The 21916-nt window shown below is 65.3% G+C and carries 19 protein-coding genes, 1 pseudogene and 1 riboswitch; of the genes and pseudogenes, 8 read left to right on the plus strand and 12 right to left on the minus strand.

From position 1 onward, the window contains the following. Window positions 1-13: 13 nt before the first annotated feature. The gene (locus M8744_RS09260) at window positions 14-334 is read right to left on the minus strand and encodes a DUF6280 family protein (protein ID WP_251413915.1); all 321 of its coding nucleotides are present in this window, start codon (window positions 332-334) and stop codon (window positions 14-16) included. Window positions 335-550: 216 nt separating this feature from the next. Between M8744_RS09260 and efp the strand changes: the two genes are divergently transcribed. Continuing rightward, entirely contained in the window at window positions 551-1114 is a 564-nt protein-coding gene (efp, locus tag M8744_RS09265) for an elongation factor P (RefSeq protein ID WP_251413917.1), read from the plus strand. 92 nt (window positions 1115-1206) lie between these two features. After that, the gene (locus M8744_RS09270; protein ID WP_251413919.1) at window positions 1207-1659 is read left to right on the plus strand and encodes a hypothetical protein; all 453 of its coding nucleotides are present in this window, start codon (window positions 1207-1209) and stop codon (window positions 1657-1659) included. A 121-nt stretch (window positions 1660-1780) separates the two neighbouring features. On the opposite strand, the pseudogene M8744_RS09275 reads toward M8744_RS09270, so the two are convergent. The 3 genes and pseudogenes from M8744_RS09275 to M8744_RS09285 all read right to left on the minus strand — a co-directional run. Beyond that, window positions 1781-2323, minus strand: a pseudogene (locus tag M8744_RS09275) (fructosamine kinase family protein); the annotation flags it as partial. Between the two features lie 86 nt (window positions 2324-2409). Beyond that, entirely contained in the window at window positions 2410-3138 is a 729-nt protein-coding gene (gene ygfZ / locus M8744_RS09280) for a CAF17-like 4Fe-4S cluster assembly/insertion protein YgfZ (RefSeq protein ID WP_251413921.1), read from the minus strand. Between the two features lie 58 nt (window positions 3139-3196). Further along, entirely contained in the window at window positions 3197-5074 is a 1878-nt protein-coding gene (locus M8744_RS09285) for an ABC transporter ATP-binding protein (RefSeq protein WP_251413923.1), read from the minus strand. A gap of 135 nt (window positions 5075-5209) precedes the next feature. Between M8744_RS09285 and M8744_RS09290 the strand changes: the two genes are divergently transcribed. Beyond that, window positions 5210-6409 carry a pyridoxal-phosphate-dependent aminotransferase family protein gene (locus M8744_RS09290; RefSeq protein WP_251413925.1) on the plus strand — a complete coding sequence of 400 codons (1200 nt, stop codon included), beginning with the start codon at window positions 5210-5212 and terminating at the stop codon, window positions 6407-6409. A gap of 53 nt (window positions 6410-6462) precedes the next feature. On the opposite strand, the gene M8744_RS09295 is transcribed toward M8744_RS09290, so the two are convergent. After that, window positions 6463-6645, minus strand: coding sequence for a hypothetical protein (locus M8744_RS09295; RefSeq protein WP_251413928.1), 183 nt, complete (start codon window positions 6643-6645; stop codon window positions 6463-6465). Between the two features lie 50 nt (window positions 6646-6695). Further along, window positions 6696-7808: a pyridoxal phosphate-dependent aminotransferase gene (locus M8744_RS09300; RefSeq protein WP_251413930.1), complete on the minus strand. Its 1113-nt coding sequence runs from the start codon at window positions 7806-7808 to the stop codon at window positions 6696-6698. A 118-nt stretch (window positions 7809-7926) separates the two neighbouring features. On the opposite strand from M8744_RS09300, the gene M8744_RS09305 reads away from it, so the two are divergent. After that, on the plus strand, window positions 7927-8712 hold the full coding sequence (locus M8744_RS09305) for a crotonase/enoyl-CoA hydratase family protein (RefSeq protein WP_251413933.1): 786 nt from the start codon (window positions 7927-7929) through the stop codon (window positions 8710-8712). A 145-nt stretch (window positions 8713-8857) separates the two neighbouring features. On the opposite strand, the gene M8744_RS09310 is transcribed toward M8744_RS09305, so the two are convergent. Together M8744_RS09310 and M8744_RS09315 are read right to left on the minus strand one after the other, a co-directional pair. Further along, the gene (locus M8744_RS09310) at window positions 8858-11947 is read right to left on the minus strand and encodes a valine--tRNA ligase (protein ID WP_251413944.1); all 3090 of its coding nucleotides are present in this window, start codon (window positions 11945-11947) and stop codon (window positions 8858-8860) included. 104 nt (window positions 11948-12051) lie between these two features. Further along, entirely contained in the window at window positions 12052-13428 is a 1377-nt protein-coding gene (locus tag M8744_RS09315) for an FAD-binding oxidoreductase (RefSeq protein WP_251413953.1), read from the minus strand. A gap of 103 nt (window positions 13429-13531) precedes the next feature. Between M8744_RS09315 and M8744_RS09320 the strand changes: the two genes are divergently transcribed. Beyond that, complete coding sequence (locus M8744_RS09320) at window positions 13532-15169, plus strand: chloride channel protein (RefSeq protein ID WP_251414688.1); 1638 nt, start codon at window positions 13532-13534, stop codon at window positions 15167-15169. A gap of 7 nt (window positions 15170-15176) precedes the next feature. Here M8744_RS09320 and M8744_RS09325 read toward each other — a convergent pair whose 3' ends face one another. The 3 genes from M8744_RS09325 to ilvC all read right to left on the minus strand — a co-directional run bounded on the left by M8744_RS09325 (window position 15177) and on the right by ilvC (window position 18298). Then, complete coding sequence (locus M8744_RS09325; RefSeq protein ID WP_251413955.1) at window positions 15177-16109, minus strand: DMT family transporter; 933 nt, start codon at window positions 16107-16109, stop codon at window positions 15177-15179. A gap of 71 nt (window positions 16110-16180) precedes the next feature. Then, window positions 16181-16942, minus strand: coding sequence for a 3-oxoacyl-ACP reductase (locus M8744_RS09330; RefSeq protein WP_251413958.1), 762 nt, complete (start codon window positions 16940-16942; stop codon window positions 16181-16183). A gap of 135 nt (window positions 16943-17077) precedes the next feature. Further along, window positions 17078-17172: riboswitch (TPP riboswitch) on the minus strand. A gap of 103 nt (window positions 17173-17275) precedes the next feature. Then, window positions 17276-18298, minus strand: coding sequence for a ketol-acid reductoisomerase (gene ilvC, locus M8744_RS09335; RefSeq protein ID WP_251413961.1), 1023 nt, complete (start codon window positions 18296-18298; stop codon window positions 17276-17278). A gap of 132 nt (window positions 18299-18430) precedes the next feature. Here ilvC and M8744_RS09340 point away from each other — a divergent pair, with 132 nt between their 5' ends. From M8744_RS09340 to M8744_RS09350, 3 genes are all read left to right on the plus strand, one after another. Then, the gene (locus tag M8744_RS09340; RefSeq protein ID WP_251413964.1) at window positions 18431-18886 is read left to right on the plus strand and encodes an Lrp/AsnC family transcriptional regulator; all 456 of its coding nucleotides are present in this window, start codon (window positions 18431-18433) and stop codon (window positions 18884-18886) included. Continuing rightward, complete coding sequence (locus tag M8744_RS09345; RefSeq protein WP_251413967.1) at window positions 18883-19338, plus strand: Lrp/AsnC family transcriptional regulator; 456 nt, start codon at window positions 18883-18885, stop codon at window positions 19336-19338. Before M8744_RS09340 ends, M8744_RS09345 begins: the two co-directional genes overlap by 4 nt. 80 nt (window positions 19339-19418) lie before the next feature. Further along, window positions 19419-20546: an aminotransferase class V-fold PLP-dependent enzyme gene (locus M8744_RS09350; protein WP_251413969.1), complete on the plus strand. Its 1128-nt coding sequence runs from the start codon at window positions 19419-19421 to the stop codon at window positions 20544-20546. 100 nt (window positions 20547-20646) lie between these two features. Here M8744_RS09350 and M8744_RS09355 read toward each other — a convergent pair whose 3' ends face one another. After that, complete coding sequence (locus tag M8744_RS09355) at window positions 20647-21849, minus strand: UbiH/UbiF family hydroxylase (RefSeq protein WP_251413972.1); 1203 nt, start codon at window positions 21847-21849, stop codon at window positions 20647-20649. Between the last annotated feature and the right edge of the window lie 67 nt (window positions 21850-21916).

Raw genomic sequence — 21916 nt, forward strand, 5'->3', positions numbered from 1 at the left:
GTCACGCCAGTTGTCAGGCGGCTTCGGCCTGCTGGGCGGCGTTGCGGCGCTCGCTTTCCTCACGCGACAGCGCGACCGAGGTGCGCACCCCGCGGCCCACGAAATCCATCAGACCCTGCACGACCCGCTCGTTCGGGTCGATACCCGCACAGCTCAGCACCTCGCGCCCATCGCGCGAGCGTGCCCAGCGGGCGATTTGCTCGGGGCCATTGCCGTATTTCTTGTCATCGGCGATGGCGTCATCCAAGGCAGCCAACACAACGGCTGCGAACAGTTTGCGGGCCCGGTTTCCTTGCTCATTGTTGAAAGCCGTACCGTCAACGAAATCTTTCATGTTTCGTCCTTATTTTATTGCACTTGCAATTCTGGCGTGGCGTCCCTTGTGACAGATCGCACACGATTCGGATAGGCCGATAATGCATGCCTGCCATGCACCTGGCGCAAGTTTTCTGCACATGCAGCACGACATTTCGTCGTCTTGTCAGCAGGTGCAACGCCAGATATAGGTGCCGTCAAAGTCACTTCAACCTTTTGCCAAGGTTACGCCAGAATGCCCAAGATCAACGGAAACGAGATTCGACCCGGCAATGTGCTGGAACATGACGGTGGCCTGTGGGTCGCGGTCAAGGCCGACCATGTGAAGCCCGGCAAGGGCGGGGCCTTTGCCCAGGTCGAGATGAAGAACCTGCGAAACGGTTCGAAGCTGAACGAGCGATTCCGCAGCGCCGACAAGGTCGAGCGTGTCCGCCTTGAACAGAGGGACATGCAGTTCCTTTACGAGGACTCGGGCCAGTTGATCTTCATGGACACCGAAACCTATGACCAAGTGCAACTGCCCGCCGATATCCTGGGCGAACGGCGTCCGTTCCTGCAGGATGGCATGACGATCGTCGTGGAATTTCACGAGGACGAGGCGTTGAATGCCACGCTGCCGCAAAAGGTGACCTGCACCATCGAAGAGACAGAGCCGGTGGTGAAGGGGCAGACCGCTGCCAACAGTTTCAAACCGGCATTGCTGGACAATGGCGTGCGCATCACCGTGCCGCCCTTCGTGGGGCAGGGTGAGGCGATCATCGTCAACACCGAAACCATGGAATATGCCGAGCGCGCCTGACCTCGGGGTTCGTGCGCACATACCCCGTAACCAGCCGGGGGTGTTACAGGACAGATGAAGGGCCTCCGGCGCAAGCCAGGAGGCCTTTTTCAATGATCGATCTTGCAAGTGAAGCCGATATTCTCGCGCTGGCAGATATGCTGCACGGGCCGGGCGCGCTGCAGGCACCGCGTTTGCAGCGCGCGATGGGGCAGGGCGCGCAAATGCTCGTCTACCGTTTGCAGGGCGTGCCGCGCGGCTACTTGATCTGGTCTTGGTCAAAGGCATGCGATGCGGCGCCCGAAAGTGCGGGCCGCTTGGCGGTGCTGGATCATGTCCAGGTCGAGCCGAATTTCCGCAGGCATGGGATGGCGCGCCGACTGATCGCCCGGTTCGAGATGGAAATCGCGCGCGCCGGGGCCGCGGGGTGGGGCTGCCCGATCCATCGCAAGCCCGGTTGCGCGGCCTTGATGTGTGGGGCCGGTGCCCTGATACGCGGTGAAAGGTTCGAAAAGCGGCTTCAGACGCCGCACTCCTCCAACAGTCCGGCCACCAGCCCGCTGTAACCCGCCCCGAAAAGCCGAAGATGCACCAGCGCAGGCCATAGCGCGTAGATCGGCCGGCGCGCCTGCCAGCCCGGGCGCAGCGGTCGTAAGCATCGGCAAAGCCCGGGCCGGGCTGGCCGAAAAGATGCAACATGGTTAGGTCCACCTCGGCATCGCCGTGGTAACAGGCCGGGTCGATCAGCCAGGCACGAGGCCCGGCAAACAGCACGTTGCCGGGCCAAAGGTCGCCATGCAGCAGGGCCGCAGGCGGCGCGCCGGGCAGCAGGTCGGGCAGCAGGGCCGCCAGCCGTTCGATCCGCCGGGCAAGTGCCGGGTCGTCGGGCAGCAGGGCAAGCAGCCGGTTTTCGGCCCAGAACGCGGGCCAATCGGAGGTACGGCTATTGCGGAGGGGCGCGGCGCCAAAGGCATAGTCCTCGGGCCAGCCATAGCTTTCGCCTTTGTGGGCATGCAGCGCGCGCAGGGCGTGGCCCAGATCGGCCCAGCCGCCCGGAAGGGGCCGGGATTCCTCCAGCCACTCCAGCACGAGCAGATCGCCCGCTTGGCCCAGGACACGTGGCACCGGCGCGCCTGTATCGGCCAGCGCGGAAAGCATCCGCCCCTCGATTGCGACGAGCGGCCCGCGCTTGGCCGCCGCGCGGCTGCCATCGGCCAGGGTTACGGCCATGACCTGTGAAAGATCCCCGCCATGCAGGGGGTGCAGCCGTGCAACTGGTTGCCCCAAAAGCGCGGCAATATCGGCATGTGCCTCGCTCACAACGGCGACAGGGTGGCCCCGTCGGCCTGCATCCCTTCGCGCATACGATCAAAGCGCAGATAGGCGATGGCTTGCCCGCCCGACTGCGTGAACAGCGTGCCTGCCGGTTTGCCATCCACCGTGATCGGTGTGCCCACGGGCGCGGCGCCGTCGATGGCCACGGTGATCAACCCCTTTTTCAGTTGGGTCTTGTGCTTCATGCGGGCGGTGACCTCTTGGCCGACATAGCAGCCTTTCTTGAAATCGACGCCATTCAGCCGCTCGAACCCCGATTCAAGGATATAGCTGTCAGGCGTCAGCTCGATACCCGACGCGGGGATGCAATGGGCCACGCGGAAATGATCGAAATCGCTGCCATCATCGCCGCCCTCGGCCCCGTAGAGCCGCCAGCCCAGATCGGGATGGCGCGGGTCGGCCACCGCGCCCTCGGGGGCGGGCCCGGTGCCGCGTTTGACCTGCAGATCGGTCTCGGCGATCTCGACCTCTGCGCGCAGCTTGTACATCGACAGGCGCGGAATGAACCCGGCGGCGATCGTGGCATCCACATCCAGCAGGATTCCATCACCGTCTGCCACCAGCAGGAAATCGGCCAGGTACTTGCCCTGAGGGGTCAACATCGCGGCATAGACCGGGCCCGCGTCAACGCGGGCCACATCGTTGGTGACCAGCCCTTGCAGAAAATCCCGCGTGTCGGTGCCGGTGATGCGATAGATCTTGCGCGTCATGGTGACCTCCGTTCAGCACTGTCTTTTATGTATGGTCGCCGCGGCGCGGGGCAACGGGTCAACGCCCAAAGATCCGTGCCCAGAGTCCGCGGGCCGCACTTTCGGGCTTGGCTGTCTTCAACAGGGCGCGGCTGGCGCGGGCCTCGGCCGTGGGGCCGTCGCTGCGGAATTGCAGGTCATGCAGTCGCGCATAGATTCCGCCGCGTTGCAGCAGCATGTCATGCGTACCCTCGTCGACAACCCGGCCCTTGTCCATCACCACGATCTTGTCGGCCTCGCGGACGGTGGACAGGCGGTGCGCGATCACCAGCGTGGTGCGACCCTTGGCCAGCCGGTCAAGCGCTTCTTGCACGGTCTGCTCCGATTCCGCGTCCAGCGCCGAGGTCGCCTCGTCCAGCAGCAGGATAGGCGTGTTGCGCAAAAGCGCGCGGGCGATGGCCACCCGTTGGCGCTGCCCGCCCGACAGCGCCGAGCCGCGCGGCCCCACGGGCGTGTCCAGCCCCTTGGACAGGTTCGGCAGGAAATCCGACACATGCGCCGCGTCCAGGACATGTTTCAACTCGGCATCGCTTACATCGGTGCGACCCAGCAGGATGTTTTCGCGCAGGGTTTCATCGAACAACGCGGCATCCTGGCTGACCACCGAGAACAGGCCGCGCAGGTCTTGCAACGCCATCTGGCGCACATCGGTGCCGCTCAGCGTCACGTCGCCCTGGCCCGGATCCACCAATCGGGTCAGCACGTTGAAAATAGTCGATTTCCCTGCGCCCGACGGGCCCACCAGCGCGGTCGTCTTGCCCGCCTCGGCCACCAGTGTCGCCCCGCGCAAGACGGGCGTTTCCCCGTAGGATAGCTGTACATCCTGCAGCCGTATCTCGGGCGTGCCGGTTGGCGCGGGCGCGGGTTTCGCGGGCGAAAAGATCGTGGCCTCGGTCTCCAGCAATTGCTTGAGCCGTTCCAGCGCGGCGGCGGCGGATTGCCAGACACCGCTGATTGCGCCCAGGCGGCGCAGCGGCTCGAAGGCAAATCCGATCGCGGTAAAGAACGACATGAACTCGCCGATCGTCTTTTCGCCGGCCATGATCTCGCGGCCGCCGAATACGACGACACCCAGGAACCCCAGCCCCGCCATCAGGTCGACCAGGCCGGGAATGGCGGCGGCCCCCATGCGGGCACGCACCTCGGCGCGGACCAGCTTGTCGGTCAACGCGCCATACTGGCCCGATTGATATTTCTCCAGCCGGTTCAGCTTGACCGGCACGATCCCGTGAAACACCTCGTCGAGCCGCGTTGCAAGACCGGCGCCCAGGTCGCGCGCCTCGCGGGCGCGGCGCCTGACGAACCGTTGCGCCATGCTGGCCGGCACCAGCATCAGCGGAATGCCCACACAGGCCACCAGCGTCCACACCGGATCGACACTGATCGCGACACCCAGCAGGATGAACAGCGAGATCGTATCGCGCCCCGCGCCGGTAATGATCGCGGTCCACAGCGCCTTGACCGCCTCGACATCGCCCTGCACGCGCTGCACGAGGAAGCCAGGCGGATGCGTCTGGTGAAAACTGCCATCCAGCGTCATCAGGTGATCGAGAAGATCACAGCGCAGCCCGGCGGCGGTGCGCTGTTCGACGACCGACAGCATCACCCGCTGGCCGACGTTGGCGATGGCGCGCACCACGAAGATGCCCAGTATTCCGAACCCGACCCACCACAGCGCGGCGTTGTCCCCTTCGACGAATACCTTGTCGAACATCGGCTGCATCATGTAGCTGAGCGCGCCGAGCATACCGCCCTCGACCGCCATGAGAAGCATGGCAAACAGTACCAGCCCAAGATGGCGGCGCAGGTAGGTATGCCAGATCCAACCCAGCAATACGCGCGAGGTTTCGCCATGCGGGGCGTTCTGGGCCGTGTCGCTTGATCTGTCGTCTTGCACGCTGTGCCTGCCCCTGACGGTTGCCTTGCCGGCCTGTCCTATCCGCTGGCCGCGGGGCTGACAAGTTCACCGGCGTGCTTGACGCCGCGCGCAGCGGCGGTAGGGTCGCATGGTTGACCTATTACGAGGCTTGCCATGACGCTTTCAAACGGGCGCGAATACCTTGCCATTCCGGGGCCATCGGTGATGCCCGACCGCGTGCTGCGCGCGATGAATCGCGCCGCGCCCAATATCTACGAGGGCGACCTGATCGACATGGTCGCCGCCATGATTCCCGATCTGCGCGCGGTGGCGCGTACGCGCCACAACGCCGCCATCTATATCGGCAACGGCCACGCCGCGTGGGAGGCCGCGCTGGCCAATGTCATCGCACCCGGCGACACGGTGCTGGTGCCCGCCACGGGCCGCTTTGCCCACGGCTGGGCCGACATGGCGCATGGGTTGGGGGTGAAAACCGATATCATCGATTTCGGAAGATCCACCCCGCTTGACCCGGCACGGGTCGAAGAGTCGCTGCGCTCCGATACCAAGGGCCGGATCAAGGCGGTGCTGGTCACCCATGTCGATACCTCGACCTCGATCCGCAACGACGTGGCAGGCGTGCGCGCCGCCATCGACGCGGCGGGGCACCCGGCGCTGTTGATGGTCGATTGTATCGCCTCGCTCGCCTGTGACCGGTTCGAGATGGATGCCTGGGGCGTCGACGTCATGGTGGCGGGCAGCCAGAAGGGGTTGATGGTGCCGCCCGGGCTGGGTTTTGTCTTTTTCAGCCCCAAGGCGGCCGAGGCCCGCGCCCGCATGCCGCGTGTCAGCCGCTATTGGGACTGGACGCCGCGCGCCAACCCCGAACACTTCTACCAGTATTGGGGCGGCACCGCGCCCACCCATCACCTGTTCGGCCTGCGCGAGGCGCTGACCATGTTGCATGAGGAGGGGATGGAGGCCGTCTGGGCCCGTCACGCCGCGCTGGCCCGTGCCATCTGGGCGGCTTGCGAAACATGGGGGCAGGAGGGGCCGCTGACACTCAACCTGACCGACCGGGCGTATCGCTCGCACGCGGTAACGTCATTGCGTATCGGGCCGCCGCACGGCACCGAGCTGCGTCAGTGGGTGTCTCAGAAAGCAGGCGTAACGCTGGGAATCGGGCTGGGCATGGCCGAGCCGGGCGACCCCGCCTGGCACGGGTTTTTCCGTATCGGGCACATGGGCCACGTCAACGCGCATATGGTTCTGGGCGTGCTTGGCGCGATCGACGCGGGGCTCAAGGCTATCGGCGTGCCGCATGGGCCCGGCGCGCTCGATGCCGCCACGGCCGTGATCGCCGAGGCCGCGTAAACCGCCAGTGGTGTTGCCGCGGGTGCCGACACCCGCGGCAACACGTGCCCGTGTCAGCCGCGCCTCGTTCCTGCAAACCGGGTGATAGCCCGGTTCAACAGCAGGGCCACGATCACAACCCAGCCCATGCCGAACAGCGCCCAGATCACGGCAAATATCCATGTCAGGTTCACCGCGCCCATCACCAGCGCGGCATTGGTAAAGTCCGGGGCCTTGTTCAATCCGTCATTGCGCATGGCAACTCTCCCTGCCGGGAAAGTGTACCGCGGATCGCGGGAAATACGAGTTAACTTTGTCGTGCCGCGTCCAGTGCCGGGCCGAACTCTGCCTCGAGCACGTCCAGATCGGCATCGCGCCCGCAACTGATGCGCACGCAGCGGTTCAACGGCACCACGCCCGGCATCCGGATGAAAACGCCACGCGCGTTCAACGCGTCCAGGAATGCCCGCGCCAGCACGTGATCGCCGCCCATGTCCACCGCAACGAAATTGGTGGCCGAGGGCAGGGCAGATAGCCCGTGCGCCTGCGCGATGGCCGCGATGCGCCCGCGCGCATGGGCCACTTTCTCGCGGATATCGGCCACGTAATCGGCATCCTGCAATGCGGCCAGCGCGCCGTCCTGTGCCGCCCGGTTCATGCCGAAATGGTTGCGCACCTTGTCAAAGGCCCCGATCAGGCCAGGCGCGCCGATGGCATAGCCCACGCGCGCCCCCGCCATGCCGTGGATCTTGGAAAAGGTCCGCGTGCGGATCACGCGGGGGTCGTTCGGGTCGATCCGGGGCGCGGTGCCCTTGGGGGCAAATTCGATATAGGCCTCGTCCAGGACCAGCAGGCAATCCTCTGGCAGATGCGCGTCTATCGCCTTTTGCAGCGTGGCGCCCTCGTGCCAGGTGCCCATCGGGTTGTCGGGGTTGGCAAGATAGACCAGCTTGGCCCCGACTTGGGCCGCCTTTTCGAACAGGCTGGCGGGGTCTTCGTGATCGTTCACGTAAGGCACCTTGTGCAACGTCCCGCCAAAGCCCGCGACGTGGTAATTGAACGTCGGATAAGCCCCCTCCGAGGTGACAACATGATCGCCCGGCGCCACCGTCAGCCGCACCAGGTTGCCCAGGATACCGTCGATCCCTTCGCCCACCAACACGTTCTCGGGGGCGACGCCCTGCGCGTGGGCCAGGGCATGGCGCAAGTCGTGGCTGCTGGAATCGCCGTATTTCCAGATATCGCGCGCCGCGCGCTCCATCGCGTCGATGGCGCGGGGCGAGGGCCCGAATATGCTTTCATTGGCGCCAAGCCGTGCACGAAAGGGGCGGCCGTTTTGGCGCTCTTGTGTTTCCGGCCCCACGAAGGGCACGGTCGAGGGCAGGCTGGCGGCAAGTGGGGTCAGGCGAAATCCGGTCATGCGCGCAGATAAACCAAGCCGGCGCACGGGGGCAAGCACGATTGCGCGACGCAGCGGCAGGCTTGTTTGCCGGCCTGCCTTCGGGTGATCATGCGCGAAACCGCAAAGGGAGGAACCGATGCCCCGCGTCACCACCGAAATCACCGATCACATCGCCCATGTCACGCTGACACGGGGCGACAAGATGAACGCCGTCGACCCTGAGATGGCCGAGGCCATCGTCGAGGCCGGCACCGCGCTGGTCGGCAATGACGACATCCGCGCCGTGGTGCTGTCGGGCGAGGGGCGCGGTTTCTGCGCCGGGCTCGACGTGGCCAGCTTTGCGAAATTCGCGGCGCAAGACCCCCATGACCGCATCATGCCCCGCACCCATGGAGACTCCAACCTCATGCAAGAGGTCTGCATGGTCTGGCGCAAGGTGCCAGTGCCGGTGGTGGCAGCGCTGCACGGCGTCGCCTTCGGCGCGGGGTTCCAACTGGCGCTGGGGGCCGATATCCGCATCGCGCATCCCGATACCAGCTTGGCGATCATGGAGGCGAAATGGGGCCTTGTGCCCGATATGGGCGGCATGGTGATCCTGCCGCGGCTCGTGCGCTCCGATATCCTGCGTCGCATGACCTATTCGGCCGAGCCGGTTCTGGCACGCCAGGGCGTCGATTGGGGCCTGGTGACCGAGCTTTCCGACGATCCGCAGGGCGTCGCGCGCGCGCTGGCGCAAACCATCGCGGGAAAATCGCCCTCGGGTACCCGCGCCGCAAAGCGCCTGATCGCCGTGGCCGAAAGCGGCGCGGATGAGAAAACCGTGCTTTACGAGGAAAGCCGCGAACAGGCCGACCTGATCGGCAAACCCCACCAGATGGAGATCATCGCCGCCAACATGGCAGGGCGTGCACCGAAATTCTAACAGCTCGCACCCTCACGTCACCCATGCCAAGCAGCTTCCTCTTGCCGCAAATACCCCGGGGGGTGAGGCCGCAGGCCGAGGGGGGCAGCGCCCCCCCTTGCCCCGCGCCCCGCAGGGCCCGAACACGCGTCGCGCACGACGCGATTTAGCCCAGTTCGGCCAGGCGCGCGACAGCGGCCTTGATCTGGGCCTCCTCGTCTTCCTTCACGCTCAGCGTCTCGCGGGTTTCGATCACCACCTCATCGGGCGCGCTTTCGACGAATTTCGGGTTGTTCAGCCGCCCGCGCAGGCCGCCAAGATCTTTCGCCAGCTTGGCAAGGGTCTTTTCCAGCCGGGCCTTTTCCTCGGCCACGTCGATGATACCCGCCAATGGCAGGCCAAAGGTGCCGCCCTCCATCGGGATGGTCGCCGTGCCCTTGGGGAACTCGGCCACCTCTTGCAGGCTTTCGATCCGTGCCAGGCGCCGGGCCAGCACCTCGTTGCGGCCCCAGGCCGCGCGCGCCTCATCGCCCAGCCCTGTCACCAGCAATGGCACGTAGGCGCCCGCCGGCACATGCATCTGCGCCCGAACCGAGCGGACCTCTTCGATCAGCCCGATGATCCAGCCCATTTCGCGGTCGGCGGCCCGGTCGGCCAGGTCCGCGCCGTAGCCGGGCCAGTCGGCATGGACCAGCATCTTGGGCCGGGTGCCGGTCTGGCCCCAAAGCTCTTCGGTGATGTAGGGCATGATCGGATGCAGGAAGATCATGCACTGATCCAGAACCCAGGCCATCACTGCCTGCGTTTCGGCGCGCTCGGGCGCGTCCTCGGCCAGAAGCGGTTTGGCAAACTCGATATACCAGTCGCAGACCCGGCCCCAGACGAAGGAATAAAGCGCGTTGGCCGCGTCGTTGAAGCGGTATTCCTCCAGCGCGGTGTCGACGGTTTCGCGTACGCGCGCTGTCTCGCCTATGATCCAACGGTTGACGGTGGCCGTGGCCTCGGGTGGCGTGTCTTGCGTGGCGTGGCCTTCCCATACACCGTTCATCTCGGCGAACCGGCAGGCGTTCCAAAGCTTGGTGCCAAAATTGCGATAGCCCTTGATCCGGTCTTTCGACAGTTTCAGCACACCGCCAAGCGCGGCCATCTGCGCCATCGTGAAACGCAGCGCGTCGGCGCCGTATTCGTCCACGATATCAAGGGGGTCGATCACGTTCCCCTTGGTCTTTGACATCTTCTGCCCCTTCTCGTCGCGCACCAGCTGGTGCAGGTAGACGGTGTGGAACGGCACCTCGTTCACCACGGCCAGTTGCATCATCATCATCCGCGCCACCCAGAAGAAGAGGATGTCGAAGCCTGTAACGAGAACATCGGTGGGGAAGTATTTCTTCAATTCCTCGGTCTGGTCCGGCCAGCCGAGCGTGCCGATGGGCCACAGGCCGGACGAGAACCATGTATCCAACACGTCGGGGTCGCGGAACATCGGGATTTCCTGCGGCGCCTCGAACTGGCGAATGGCCCCTTCATCGCCGGTGTCGGCATGGTCGATGCGATTTTGCAGGACGGCCACCGCCTCCTGCGCGTCGGCCACGATACGGATATCCGTACCATCCACGAAACGGTTGCGGGCAATCTCGATGGCCTCGGCCTCGGTCGCGGCGCAGATGGGCAGCCATTCTTCCTCGCCGGGCAGGTACCAGACCGGAATCTGGTGCCCCCACCACAATTGGCGGGAAATGCACCATGGCTCGATATTTTCCAGCCAGTGGTAATAGGTCTTTTCACCGCTTTCCGGCATGATCGTGGTGCGCCCGTCGCGCACGGCCTCAAGCGCGGGGCCGACCACCTTTTGCGCGTCGACGAACCACTGGTCGGTCAGCATGGGTTCGATCACCACGCCCGAGCGGTCACCGAAGGGCTGCATGATCTTCTTTTCCTCGACCAGCGGTACGAGGTTCTGATCCTCGGTGCGCATCTCGCCGCCTTCGGAGGGTTCCACCGGGGCTTTTTCGGCCGCCTTGCCCAGCCGCGCATCCGTGGATTCGGTCATCACGGCAAGCCCTTCCGCGGTGATCTCGTCGATCACGCGGTTGCGCGCCTCGAACCTGTCCAGCCCACGCAGGTGATCGGGCACAAGGTTCAGCGCGTCGGTTTCGGCCTCGGTCAGGGTCTTTTCCCCGCGCGCCACGGCCTGCGCTACCTCGGCGGCCTCGGTGTAGGGGGCGCCATCGTCGCGCATGTGCCCGCGCGTGTCCATCAGGCGGTAGCAGGGGATACCCCCGCGCTTGGCCACGGCGTAGTCGTTGAAATCATGCGCGCCGGTGATCTTGACCGCGCCGCTGCCGAAATCGGGGTCGGGGTAATCGTCGGTGATGATCGGGACAAGGCGCCGGTGCTCTTTCGGGCCGACCGGGATTTCGCAAAGTTTGCCGACGATCGGCGCGTACCGCTCGTCCTTGGGGTGAACCGCAACGGCTCCATCGCCCAGCATGGTTTCGGGCCGCGTCGTGGCGATCGAAATGTAATCGCGCGTTTCTTCGAACAGCACGGCGCCGTCCTCGTCGCGCTCGACATAGGTGTAGGTCTCACCACCCGCCAGCGGGTACTTGAAATGCCACATATGGCCGTCGACCTCGATATTCTCGACCTCGAGATCGGAAATCGCGGTTTCAAAATGCGGGTCCCAGTTGACCAGCCGCTTGCCGCGGTAGATCAGCCCCTTTTCGAACATGTCCACGAACACCTTGATCACCGCATCGTGGAAATCGGGGCTGTTTTCGTGCCCCGTGCGCGGATCGCCCGGCGCGCCGGCCATGGTAAAGGCGTTGCGGTCCCAGTCGCACGAACAGCCCAGCCGTTGCAGCTGCTGGACGATGGTGCCGCCATACTGCGCCTTCCATTCCCAGACCTTGCCCAGGAATTTCTCGCGTCCCAGTTCGCGCCGGCCCGGTTCGCCCTGGGCGGCAAGCTGCTTTTCCACCTGCAACTGCGTGGCGATGCCGGCATGGTCCTGGCCGGGTTGCCACAGCGTGTCGAACCCGCGCATCCGGTGCCAGCGCACCAGTATATCTTGCAGCGTGTTGTTGAAGGCATGGCCCACATGCAGCGCGCCCGTGACGTTGGGCGGCGGGATCATCACTGTGAATGTCTCGTCGCGGCTGGCATTGGCGCCCGCGCGAAAGGCACCGGCCTGCATCCAGGCGTCGTAAAGCCGCGGTTCGGCTTCGGCGGCGTCAAAGGTCTTGTCCATGCCCATGGGGTAATCTCTCCGTCATCCGGGGTTTGCCGGGTCACTTAGCGAATGTAGCCGCAAAGGGAAAGGCCGCGCAGGCCTGCAGGGCAGGCCCGCCCGGGCCCGCTTCAACCCGCTTGCGGCACCAATTTGCCGGGGTTCAGGATGTTGTGCGGGTCCAGCGCCGCCTTCAGCGCGGCCATCACCTGCCAGCCATCGCCGTGCTCGGCCTGCATGTAGGCCCGTTTGCCGATGCCGATGCCATGTTCGCCGGTGCAGGTGCCGCCCAGGGCCAGCGCGCGTTCCGCCATGCGATGCGACAGCGCCTTGACCGCATCCAGCTCGGCCGGGTCGTCGGGGTCGAACAACAGGATCGCATGAAAATTGCCATCGCCCACATGGCCCAGGATCGGGCCGTTGACGGGGCTGTCGGCGATGTCGGCGGCGGTGTCTTCGACCGCCCGTGCGAGCGCCGAGATCGGCACGCAAATATCCGTCACCAGCGCGCGCTTGCCCGGTGCCCCGGCCAAGGTCGACCAATGCGCGCGGTGGCGCATCTCCCACAGTTTCGTGCGGTCCTCGGGGCGGGTGGCCCAGTCAAAGCCGCTGGCGCCGTGATCGGCCACGATCTGCCCGAAGGTTTCGGCCTGTTCGCGCACGCCCGCGTCCGATCCGTGGAATTCGACCATCAGGTGTGGCACCTCGGGCATCGTGGCGCCGCTTGCCGCGTTGAAGATGCGCGCCATCGCGGCATCGACGAATTCGATCCGTGCCATCGGAACGCCCATCTGGATCGTTTCGATCACCGCCTGCACCGCGCCGTGCATGTCGGGAAAGGCGCAGACCGCCGCCGTCACCGCCTCGGGTTGGCCATGCAGGCGCAACGTCAGTTCCGTGACCAGCCCCAGCGTGCCCTCGGATCCGACCATCAACCCGGTCAGGTCATAGCCCGCCGATGATTTCCGCGCCCGCGTGCCGGTGCGGATCACGCGGCCATCGGCCAGCACCACCTGGCAGCCCAGCACGTTGTCGCGCATCGTGCCATAGCGCACGGCGGTCGTGCCGCTGGCGCGTGTCATCGCCATTCCGCCAAGCGTGGCATTGGCACCGGGATCAACCGGGAAGAACAGGCCGGTCGTGCGCAGTTCGGTGTTCAACTCTTCGCGGGTGCAGCCGGGCTGGACGCGCACATCCATATCCTCGGCATTGATCTCAAGCACCTTGTTCATGTGCCGGAAATCCACCACCACGCCGCCCGAGAACGCCTGGGCCTGCCCTTCGAGCGAGGTGCCCGCGCCCCAGCCTGTGACCGGGCAGCCATGCTCGGTGCAGATCGCCAGCAGACGCGCGACCTCTTCGGTGGTGTCGGGATAGGCCACCGCATCGGGCGGGGCAGGCGGATAATATGACTCGGATGCGGCATGTTGGTCCAGATCGGGCTTGGACCGGCTCAACCGTTGTCCTAACAATTGCGAGAGCGCATCCAGCGCGGTCGATATGGTCATCGGGCTACTCCGGTTCCGGGGTGTTGCGCGCGACACTAGGGCAGGTCGACACAGGGGAAAAGAGGGCGCCGTGCGGCAAATCCTGACAGAGCAATGGTGCGCGATGATCCTGTCGATCAAGGACGGCTGGGCAATCCTGCGTGCGCAGGGCCCGTCAAAGGTGCAATTCTGGTTCATCGCGTTGCTGATCGGCGTGGCCGCCGGATTTGCCGCGCTGTTTTTCCGCAAGGGAATCAACGCGCTGCAAACCGCGCTTTACGGCAGCGAAGACCCCACCCAGTTGCACAGCTTCGCCGAAACCCTGCCGTGGTACTGGATCGTGCTGATCCCCATCGCGGGCGGCACGGTGGTCGGGCTGATCCTGAACTACTTTACCCCCGATGGGCGGGTGCGGTCTGTCGCCGACGTGATCGAGGGCGCGGCAATGCAGAACGGCCGGGTCGAGATAAAGGCCGGGATCGGTTCGGCGCTGGCGTCGATGATCACGCTGGGCTCGGGCGGGTCGTCGGGGCGCGAAGGGCCGGTGGTGCACATGGCGGGGGTGATATCCAGTTGGGTCAGCAACCGCATCCAGGCCGACGGCATCACCGGGCGCGACCTGCTGGGCTGCGCGGTGGCGGCGGCGGTGTCGGCCAGTTTCAACGCCCCCATCGCCGGTGCGCTTTTCGCGCTCGAGGTCGTGTTGCGCCATTTCGCGGTTCACGCCTTTGCCCCCATCGTCATCGCCAGCGTGGCGGGCACGGTCATCAACCGGCTGGAATTCGGCGGCGTGACCGAGTTTGCGTTGCCCTATGCCAGCACGCTGCAATTCTACCAGGAACTGCCCGCCTTCTTGCTGTTGGGGCTGGTCTGTGGCGTGGTCGGGGTGCTGCTGATGCGGGCGATTTTCCTGGCCGAGGACCTGGGCAATTTCGTGCAGGCGCGCACCGGCTTGCCGCGATGGATGCGCCCGGCGATTGCCGGCGCGATGCTGGGCGCGATTGCCGTGGGGTTTCCGCATATCATCGGGGTGGGTTATGAAACGACCTCGGCGGCGCTGACGGGCCAGTTGCTCTGGCACGAGGCGTTCGTCTTCGCGGTGCTGAAATGCGTTGCCGTGGCGATCACGATCGCCGGTCGGATGGGCGGTGGCGTGTTTTCACCCTCGCTCATGGTGGGGGCGTTGACGGGGCTGGCCTTTGGGCTGATCGCCACGGGTATCTTTCCCGAGGTGTCGGGCAGCCACACGCTTTACGCGCTGGCGGGCATGGGGGCGGTGTCGGCCGCCGTGCTGGGGGCGCCGATTTCCACCACGCTCATCGTGTTCGAACTGACCGGCGACTGGCAGACGGGGCTGGCGGTGATGGTGTCGGTGTCGATCTCCACCGCCATTTCATCGCGGCTTGTGGACCGGTCGTTCTTCCTGACGCAGCTGGAACGGCGCGGCGTTCACCTGGCGGCCGGCCCGCAGGCTTATTTGCTGGCGATGTTCCGCGCAGGCATGTTGATGCGCAAACCGGGCGATCCGGGCGCCGCGACCGAGGAAACCTGTCTCGAAATGATCGAGGATGGCATCGCGGTGGATTTCAACGCCACGCTGGAGGAGGCGATGCCCCTGTTCGAGCGCGCGGGCGTGCCGTTCTTGCCCGTCACCATCGTTGAAAACGGCGAATCGCGGCTGTTGGGCGCGCTGTTTCATGTCGATGCGTTGAAAACCTACAACAAGGCATTGGCCGCAACCGCGGCCGAGGAACATTCCTGACGCCGGGCTACCGGCGCCCGAAAAGCCGCATCAACGCGCCGTACTGCGAAAGCGCCACGCCGCACAGGATCAGCACCATTGCCACCAACAACGAGGGATAGAGCGGCTCGCCCAGCAGAAGTACGCCTAGAATCATCGACCAAAGCGGCACCTGGTAATTCGTCAGGTTCATGAAGACAGGGCCGGCCGTGCGGATGACCGAAACCCGCAGCATGTTCGCCGCCGCCGTGGGCACCAGCCCCAGGAAGGCCAGCACGCCAAGACCGTAAAACCCCGGGTTGGCCGGGGTGCCTTCGACCGTGACCGCCACGGGCAGCACGAAAACCGCCCCGATCAGCAGGGTGACGCCCGACAGTCCCACCGGGTCGATGGGGGGCAGGCGGCGCATCAGTACCGAAGACAGGGCGTAACACCCGGCCGCCCCGATACAGGCCATGCGGCCCCAGATCTCGCCCGCTACGCCGGTTGAACGAAATGCCTCGGGGCCGATCAGCACCACCACGCCCACGAACCCGACGACGAAACCGGCAAGGCGACGCAGGGTCATGCGTTCGCCGGGCACCATGAAATGCGCCAATGGCAGCACGATCAGCGCCACCGCCGCCATGCTGACGCCCGCGAAACCCGAGGTCACGTATTGCTGCCCCCAGGCCAGCGCCATGAAGGGCAGGGCGGTCGACAAGACCCCCACCAGCGCAAGGTTGCGCCAGTCTTGCGTCGCGGTCAGGAACAATCGGCCGCCGCGCAGGCGCCAGATCGCCAACGTCAGCAATGCGGCAAAACCGATGCGCGCGCTGGCGATCCAGAAAGGTGTCATGACGTCCAGCGCAAGTTCCGTCACCATGAACGTGCCGCCCCAGACAAAGCCCAGCGTGGCGATCATGGCCCAGCTTGCGCCGGTGATTTGCGGGGCGGTGGTGGTGTCGGTCGTGGCGGTCATCGGCTATCCCTGGCGCGGTTGGAGCCTGATTGGGTCAGCCGCGCAAGGGATGCAAGCGTCAACCGCGCGGGTTAGCCGCTGACCAGCCCGCCATCGACGATCAGGTTTTGCCCCGTCACGGCCCGCGCCCAGGGCGAGGCGAAAAACAGCACCGCGTCGGCCAGTTCCTCGGGCGTTGTGACCTGGCCCAGCGGCGTTTGCTGCGCGATCAGGTCGAACACCGCATCGGGTGTGGCAGCGCTGGCATCGGTCACGCGCAACAACCCGCCCGACACCATGTTGACCGTCACCCCCAGCGGGCCCAGGTCACGCGCCGCCGTGCGGGTCAGCGCCAGCAGCGCCGCCTTGGCGGCCGTGTAGTCATGGTAGGGCACGACCGGGTTTTGCACCAGGTTGGTGCCGATGGTGACGACACGGCCTGCACCGCGTTCGGCAAAATGCGGGCGCAGCGCACGGATCAGGTTCAGCGCGCCGCCCACGGCCGTTTCCGCCTGATGCGCGATATCGGCCCATTCCATCGTATCCAGCCCCTTGCGCGCATCGCCGTTGAACTGGAAATCGGCCAGCGCGTTATGCACCAGCACGTCGGGTGCGCCGAAACGGTCGGTGATGGCGGCAACCATGCCCGCTACCGCACCCGGGTCGGTCACGTCGGCCTGGAACGCGGCGGCGTTGGCCCCCAGTTCCGCGGCAAGGGCCTGCGCGGCCTGTTCGCTCTTGCGATAGTTGATGGCCACCTTGGCGCCTTCGCGGGCAAAGGCACGCGCAATCGCGGCGCCCAGGCCGCGGCCCGCCCCGGTGACAAGCACGGTCTGATCGGTGAAAACTGTCATCTGGTGTTTCCTTGTCCTGCATTCATGGGCTGCAAGCGGGCGCCCCGCAGCGGCGCGGGGAAAGGAAAACATCGCTGGTCGAAGGTGGTATTCATCACGTCCCTTCGCCTGCGCGAAAGGACGAAGCCGCCATGAAGGGGACGGTTCGCAACTTCCTACGCCGGCATGATCCGGTTCAGGTTCCAAGGGTGCTTCTCAGCCCGCGTGCGCGGACGCCCCCGTTGCAGTGCCCGCACCCCACCGCATCGCCGCGCCGCTGTCAAGCGGCAGGAGCCTGGAACTCAAAAAGGCGGACCCGTGGGCCCGCCTTTCTCATCCGGTATCGAAACAGGATCAGTTCTTTTCGCGGTCAACCATCTTGCCCGCGGAAATCCACGGCATCATCCCGCGCAGCTTTTCACCCACTTCCTCGATCTGGTGGGCGTCGTTCATGCGGCGCGTGCCCTTGAAGAAGGGTTGGCCAACGGCGTTTTCGGTCATGAAGTCGCGCACGAACTTGCCGGTCTGGATGTCGTTCAGGATCGCCTTCATGCGCGCCTTCGTCTCGTCGTAGGGCAGAACGCGCGGGCCGCTGACATATTCGCCATACTCGGCCGTGTTCGAGATCGAGTAGTTCATGTTCGCGATGCCGCCTTCGTAGATCAGGTCGACGATCAGCTTCACCTCGTGCAGGCACTCGAAATAGGCCATTTCGGGCGCATAGCCCGCCTCGACCAGCGTTTCAAAGCCCATGCGGATCAACTCGACCAGGCCACCGCACAGCACGGCTTGCTCGCCGAAGAGGTCGGTTTCGCACTCTTCCTTGAAATTGGTCTCGATGATGCCCGAGCGCCCGCCACCGATGGCCGAGCAATACGACAGCCCGATTTCCAGTGCCTTGCCGGTGGCGTCGTTGTTGACGGCCACAAGGCAGGGCACGCCACCGCCCTTGGTGTATTCGCCGCGCACGGTGTGGCCAGGGCCCTTGGGCGCCATCATGATGACGTCGACGCCTGGCTTGGGCTCGATCAGGCCGAAATGCACGTTCAGGCCGTGGGCAAAGGCAATCGCCGCGCCTTCGCGCAGGTTGTCATGCACGTATTTGTGGTAGGTTTCGGCCTGCAATTCATCGGGCATGGTGAACATGATCAGGTCACACCAGGCCGCGGCTTCGGCGATGCCCATGACCTTCAGGCCCTCGGCCTCGGCCTTCTTGGCCGACGCGCTGCCTTCGCGCAGGGCGACGACAAGGTTCTTGGCGCCGCTGTCACGCAGGTTCAGCGCATGGGCGTGGCCCTGGCTGCCATAGCCCAGGATGGCCACTTTCTTGTCCTTGATAAGGTTGATGTCGCAATCGCGGTCGTAATAAACGCGCATGATTTTTCCTCTTGTTGCGGGTCGGTTGCGGCGCAGTCTAGGCGGTTCCAGGAAAAGGTGTTTGCGTTTTGCGTGGAAATTGGCAATTTGGCGGAAATTCAATTCACGAAAATTCCCAGATACGGAAAATCCATGCTTGACGATGCCGATCGCCGCATTCTTCGCCAGTACCAGGCTGCCCCTGACATGCCCGCGGCCGACCTTGCTGCACGCGCCGGCGTCACGCCCAGCACGCTGACCCGCCGGCTGGACAGGATGCGGGCGACGGGTGTGCTGCGCGGCCTGCGCGGGCGGGTGAACTGGGGCGTGCTGGGTTACGAGGTCGAAGTCAGCCTGCGCGTGACTCTCGACAAGACGCAGCCGCGCGCCTTCGATGAATTCATCGCCGCCGCCCGCGCGGTGCCCGAGGTGATCGAGATCCAGACCCTCCTGGGCGTGGTCGATGCCCGCCTGTCGGTGATCGCGCGCGACATAGCCCATTACCAGCAGGTGTATCGGGATCGCATCCTGACCTTGCCGCATATCGCCGATATCGAGGCGCTGATGCACGTGGCGCTGCTGAAAAGCGACGAGGCGCTGCCGCTATGATCGAGCTGGACGAAACCGACCGCCGCCTGGTTCGCGCGGTGATGACGGATGCCGGACAATCGGCCGGTGCGTTGGGCCGCGCGCTGGGCCTGTCGCAGCCTGCCACCTGGCGGCGTCTTAAACGGTTGCGCGACGCGGGCGCGTTGCGCGCCCCCCGGCTCGATCTCGACCATGCCGCGCTTGGCTTTGGCGTGACCGTGTTCCTGGGGTTGAAACTCGCCACCAAGGGCCGCGTCAGCCTGGAAGATTTCGAACGTGCGGTCACCGCGATCCCCGAGGTTCAGACGGTTGAGCACGTGCTGGGCCTGTATGATTATCGCCTGCGCGTGGTGGCCCGCGACATCGCCGATTTCGAACGCGTCCTGCGCCGGCGGATCATGACCTTGCCGGGCGTCGGCAATGTCGAGGCCAACGTGCTCCTCTCCGAAGAACGCCGCCCCGGCCCGATCTGAAGGCCGGGCCACGATTGGTTTTGCCTTTCGGGTCCGCCAGGCGTTATCAGGGCACCAAGACGCATGAAAAAGGACACGCCATGACCGCTTTGCTCGATTCAGTCGATCCCGATGGGCTGCTGGAATACTCGGTGGTTTTCACCGACCGCTCGCTGAACCACATGTCTGCAAGTTTCCAGCATGTGATGCGCGACATCTCCGACATGCTTGCAGAGGTGTATAACGCCGATGGCGTGGCGCTGGTGCCCGGGGGCGGCACCTACGCGATGGAGGCTGTTGCGCGCCAGTTCGGCCACGAGGCCCACGCGCTGATCGTGCGCAACGGGTGGTTCTCCTTCCGCTGGAGCCAGATTTTCGACGCGGGGCAATTCACCCGCGAGACCACGGTCTTCAAGGCCCGGCAGACCGGCAACGGCGCGCAGGCGCCCTTTGCGCCCGCGCCGATCGACGAGGTGACAGCCGCCATTCGCGCCGCGCAACCCGACGTGGTGTTCGCCCCGCATGTGGAAACCAGCGCCGGGCTGATCCTGCCCGACGACTACATTTCCAAATTGGCGCAGGCCGCGCATGACGTGGACGCGCTGATGGTGCTCGATTGCATCGCCAGCGGCTGCGCTTGGGTAGACATGAAATCAACCGGCGTCGACGTGCTGATCTCGGCCCCGCAAAAGGGGTGGTCCGCCTCCCCCTCGGCTGGCCTTGTCATGATGTCGCAGCGCGCGCTCGACCGTCTGCCCGAAACCAGCTCTGACAGCTTTGCCATGGATCTCAAGAAATGGCGCGCCATCATGGAAGCCTACGAACAGGGCGGTCACGCCTATCACGCGACCATGCCCACCGATGCGCTGCGCGCCTTTCGCGACACGATGCTCGAAACGCGCGACTTTGGCTTTGAAAAGCTGCGCCAGGCACAATGGGCCCTGGGCAATGGCGTGCGTGCGATGCTGGCCGAGAAGGGCGTGAAATCGGTTGCCGCCGAAGGTTTCGGCGCCCCGGGCGTGGTCGTCAGCTACACCACCGATCCCGAGATCCAGAATGGCAAGAAATTCGCCGCGCTGGGTATGCAGATCGCTGCGGGTGTGCCGCTTCAATGCGATGAGCCCGAGGGCTTCATGACCTTCCGCCTGGGCCTGTTCGGTCTCGACAAGCTCTACGATGTGCCCGCTGCCCTGGACCGGCTGCAAAAGGTGGTCGACCAGGTGCTCTGATCTCTTCCTCTTGCCTGAAATACCCCGGGGGTGAATTGGCCCATAGGGCCAAGAGGGGGCAGCGCCCCCTCCTCCGGGCGGGCCCGAAGGGTGCGCAAGATCACCCCCGCGCGCCCAGCCCCATCTGCATCATCGTGCGTCGTACCGCGGGCAGTGAATAGATCGCGTTCAGCCCCATCATCCGCAGATCGCGCATGGGCTGTGCCGACACCATCGAGGCACGGTTGAGCACGTCGATTCCGGTTACGCGTGCCTGCACGTCGAGGTGCCGCCGCCTGTGATAGGTTTCAAGCATTTTCGCATCGCCCAGGCGGTCGGGCGCGGCCTCGGCCAGTTCCAGCAAGACGCGCATGTCGCCCAGGCTCATGTTCAGGCCCTGCGCGCCGATGGGCGGCACCACGTGGGCGGCCTCGGCCACCAGCGCCACGCGCTCGGCATACATGCGTTCGGCCAGTTGGCTGATGATTGGCCAGACCGTCCGCTGCGAGGCCAGCGTCAATGGTCCGTAAAGCAGGCAGGACCGCGCGTTCATGGCCGCTTCGAACGCGTCGACCGGCAGGTTCGACAGGCGTATCGCTTCGGGCCCTTGCTCCATCCAGACCACGGCCGAGCTGGGCCGCCCCTCGTAATCGGGCAGGGGCACCAGCGTGAAAGGCCCACCCGAACGGTGGATCTCGGTCGAGATGTTGTCATGCGGAACCGGATGGGTGACGGCAAAGGCCAGTGCTTTCTGCCCATAGCGCGTGGTTTTCACGGGCACGCCCACGGCCTGCCGCACGGGGCTGTCTCGCCCGTCGGCGGCGATCACCAGCTTGCAGCGCAGTTGCGTGCCATCGCTCAGGCCCACGCGCGCCTCGCCTTCGCGGGTGAAAACGGACGTGGTGCCGGTGCCTGCACGAAACTCGACATTCTCGAGCTCGTGCAGCCGGGCGACCATCTCGCGCCGCAAAAGCCAGTTGGGCAGGTTCCAGCCAAAGGGGCGTTCGGAGATGTCTGAGGCGTTGAAGTCCTTGGTCAGCCGCGCCGTCGGATCGGGCCCGCCGGCATCGACGATACGCATGATCTGCAAGTTTGCCGCGTGGGGCGCCAGCCTGTCCCACAGCCCGGCGCGTTCCAGCAGGGCCTGCGCGGGTTGCAGAAAGGCCGTGGTGCGCAGGTCGCTGCCTTCGGCGTCGCGTTCGGTGACCGGCGGGGCGGGGTCGACGCATATAACCGAAAAGCCCGCCGCCCCGAACACGGCCGCAGCGGTCAGCCCGGCGACACCGCCGCCGGACACCAGAATATCAACTGATTGATGGGTCATGGCCTGTTTGCCTCCTGTCACGGGCAATCTAGGCCGGTTGGGGGCAGGTTTCCAAGCGGCATCCTGT

Origin of the sequence: Lutimaribacter degradans (genome assembly GCF_023703375.1) — a bacterium.
In the GTDB taxonomy this organism is placed as follows: Bacteria; Pseudomonadota; Alphaproteobacteria; order Rhodobacterales; family Rhodobacteraceae; genus Lutimaribacter; species Lutimaribacter degradans.